The organism is Rhodococcus sp. IEGM 1305 (assembly GCF_030058635.1).
In the GTDB taxonomy this organism is placed as follows: Bacteria; Actinomycetota; Actinomycetes; order Mycobacteriales; family Mycobacteriaceae; genus Rhodococcus_F; species Rhodococcus_F opacus_D.
The window spans coordinates 1-3,248 of sequence record NZ_JASHKX010000075.1 but is presented as its reverse complement, the minus strand read 5'-3'; the positions used below and the strand labels follow the sequence as shown (position 1 = coordinate 3,248).

Below are 3,248 nucleotides of genomic sequence, written 5' to 3'. Positions count from 1 at the left end.
CCAGCGACCTCGACCTCGTCCACCTCGACCAACCCGCCCTCGACGCACTCCACCAGCACTACCCCACCCTCACCGACGTCTGGCCCCTCACCCCCTTGCAGGCCGGTCTTCTCTTCCACGCCGAACTCGGCGGCCCCGCTGCCGACGCGTACGTCGTCCAACTCGTCCTCGACATCGACGGACCCCTCGACGCCGACCGTCTCCGCGACGCCGTGGCAGCCTTGCTCGGTCGTCATCCGAACCTGGGCACGGCCTTCACTCACACGGCGGACGGCACACCGGTACAGGTCGTCACGACCACTGCTCTCGCCTGGGCGCACCACGACGTCACCACCGCACACCGTCCCGCCGAAGAACTCGGCGACATCGTCAGCGCGGACCGCGCCGCGCCGTTCGACCCGGCCGAGCCGCCTCTCCTGCGATTCACCCTCGTGACGACCGGCCCCGACGACCACCACCTGGTGCTCACCAACCATCATCTGGTACTCGACGGCTGGTCCACCCCACTACTGCTGCACGAACTCCTCGAGCTCTATGAGCACCACGCCGATCCCGATGCTCTTGCGCCGGTGCCGCCGTACCGTGATTTCCTCGAATGGCTGGGCACACGCGACGTCTCGGCGTCCGTCGCCGCGTGGGGTCGTGCGCTCGAGGGTGTCGAGGACGCTACACGGCTCGCACCGGGTCTCGATCCTCACCGGGTTGCGGGTCCCTGCGCGGAGCGCGTGGTGGCACTGACGGCCGCGGAGACGGATGCGTTGCGGACCGTGGCCCGCACCCACGACCTCACCCTCCACACCATCATCGACACCGCCTGGGCCCTCGTCCTCGCCACCCACACCGGCACCACCGACATCACCTTCGGCACCACCGTCTCCGGACGCCCACCCCACATCCCCGGCATCGAAACCATGATCGGACTCTTCATCAACACCATCCCCGTCCGCATCACCCTCCACCCCACCGACACCCTCACCACCCTCCTCACACGCACCCACACCACCCACACACAACTCCTCGACCACCACCACCTCCCCCTCACCCACATCCCCAACCCCCACGCCACCACCTTCGACACCATCACCGTCCACGAGAACTACCCCCACCACACCACCACCCCACCCACCGACCTCACCATCACCACCACCTCCGCCACCGACGCCACCCACTACCCCCTCGCACTCGCCACCACCACCGACACCACACTCCACCTGCGGGGCATCTTCCAGCTGTCGGCATTCGACGCCGACAGCGTCGACGCGATCCTCGGACAACTGGCGCGTGTGCTCGTCGCCATGGGATCCGACGCGTCCCTGCCGATCGCCCGCCTGAACCTGCTGGATGCTGCGGAGCAGCGAGCCGTGGTGCCCGCCCGGGGTGGGGCGGCCGAGGAGCCGCGGACCCTGGGCGCGATCCTCGCGGACGCCGCCGAGCGCTCGCCCGACGCCGTCGCCGTAGACGACGGGGCCCGCCGGCTGACGTACGCCGAACTCGAGGCCCGCGCATTGCTCCTTGCCGACCGTCTCGTCGAGTCGGGCGTGGGTCCGGAAAGCGTGGTCGCCATCGCGATACCGCGGTCCCTCGAGTCAGTCCTCGCCGTCTGGGCCGTCGCCGGAACCGGCGCCGCGTTCATGCCCGTCGACCCGACGTATCCGCAGATCCGCATCCAGCACATGGTCACCGATTCCGGAGTCCTCGTCGGGCTCACCACGAGCAGCCGTCGCGACGCGCTGCCGGACACCGTCACATGGATCGACATCGAGGGCACGGGTGCCGGCCGGCTACCACACACCCGTGATTCGGAAGCTCGTCCGGCGCCCACGATCCGCCCCGACAATGCGGCGTACCTGATCTACACGTCCGGGTCCACCGGGGTTCCGAAAGGGGTGGTGGTCGGTCATCGTGGATTGAACTCTCTCGCAACCACGTTGCGCGAGCGTACCGGGGTGACCGCAGCGTCCCGGGTGGCGCATTTCGCGTCTCCCAGCTTCGACGCGTCGGTACTCGAGTATCTGCTCACGTGGTCCGCGGGAGCCACGGCGGTGATCGTGCCCACCACGATCTACGGCGGAGATGAACTGCGTCGGCATCTCGCCGACAGCCGGGTGACCCATGCTTTCCTGACCCCCACGACGCTGGCCACCCTGGACCCGGGGCGCCTGGACGACCTCGAGTGCGTCGTGACCGGCGGGGAGAAGTGCACCCCCGAGGTGATCCGCCGGTGGTCTCCGCACTGTCGACTCATCAACGCGTACGGACCGACGGAAAGCACTGTGGCGGCAGATATCTCGGACGATCCGGCCGCCGACGGTGCGAATGTGATCGGTGGCCCGATCCGCGGCGTCACGGAGGTCGTACTCGACGCTCGGATGCAACCGGTCCCGATCCGGGCCCGGGGTGAGTTGTACATCGCGGGCGACGCGATCGCCCGCGGATACCACGGCAAGCCCGCACTCACCGCCACCCGTTTCGTCGCCGATCCGTTCGGCCCGCCGGGCGGTCGCATGTATCGCAGCGGTGATGTCGTCCGCTGGAACACCGCACGCGAAGGGTCTGCCGTCCTCGAATACCTGGGTCGCAGCGACTCGCAGGTGAAGGTTCGTGGGTACCGGATCGAACCCGGCGAGATCGACGCGGTGCTGTCGGGCCATCCGGCGGTCACGTTCAGCGCGACACTCCCCTCGACGGGCGGCCCGGACACAGGCGGCCAGGACGCGACACTGGTCTCCTACGTGACGACCACCGGCGCGGCCGGACCCCGCGAACTCCGCGACTACCTGGCCGGTCGGCTTCCCGCACAGCTCGTTCCGTCCGCGGTCGTCGAAATCAACGTGATTCCGCGGACGCCGTCGGGCAAGCTCGACCGCGACGCACTCCGCGCCCTCCGATCCACCCCGCTCCCCGCGCAGGTGTCGGCGGCCACCCCACTCGAACAGACCGTCGCGGAAACCCTCGCCGCGGCACTCGATCTGTCGAGTCTGGGAGTGGACGACGACTTCTTCGCGGCGGGTGGAGACTCTCTGACGGCGACCCGGGCCGTCGCCCGTGTGAACGCGAGCCTGCACACCGACCTCGCCGTCCGGAGCCTGTTCGAGGCCTCCACACCGCGCGCACTGGCGCGACTGCTCCTCGACGACACCGGATCTGAACCCCGCCCCCCGTTGACCGCCGCCGCGGAAGAACCGGAGTACGCACCGTTATCGCCAGCCCAGCAACGCATCTGGTTCCTCAACCAATACGACACCACC

General features: G+C 69.0%; 1 protein-coding gene. It reads left to right on the top strand.

The features are described 5' to 3' along the window. Nucleotides 1-3,248, top strand: a 3,248-nt coding sequence (locus tag QM693_RS37430; protein WP_283354825.1) for a non-ribosomal peptide synthetase, incomplete at both ends; no start/stop codon positions are given.